Source organism: Neisseria sp. P0009.S007 (genome assembly GCF_051962515.1).
Map to the genome: position 1 here is coordinate 1 of NZ_JBQCVF010001070.1, position 278 is coordinate 278.

Sequence of the window (278 nt, forward strand, 5' to 3'; positions counted from 1 at the left end):
TTACGACCGGATTCGTAACGTGAACCACCGGACTGAGTTACGCCGATACGGCTCCAAAAGTCCATTTGGTTCAAACCGAGTTTTTTGCGGATATCGCGGATGTTGTCAATTTTCTCAAACGACTTCATGAAAATTCCTTTTTCTTCTGTATTGTTTGTTGATAAGCAATTCTGCTTCTTCACATTGGGAAAGTGCAAATTAGTTTTCGACGGCAAAGTTCCTTACAGGGGAAATCATTAATTGCGACATAGAAAACTATCTATACTGAATTGTTAGAC

1 protein-coding gene is annotated in these 278 nt (G+C 39.6%); it reads right to left on the reverse strand.

Features of this window, described 5'->3' with window-relative positions; genetic code table 11:
• Positions 1 to 128 (reverse strand): helix-turn-helix domain-containing protein (locus tag ACTHS3_RS17780; protein WP_440368743.1); only part of this gene is annotated, 128 nt, incomplete at its 3' end.
• Positions 129 to 278 lie beyond the last annotated feature (150 nt).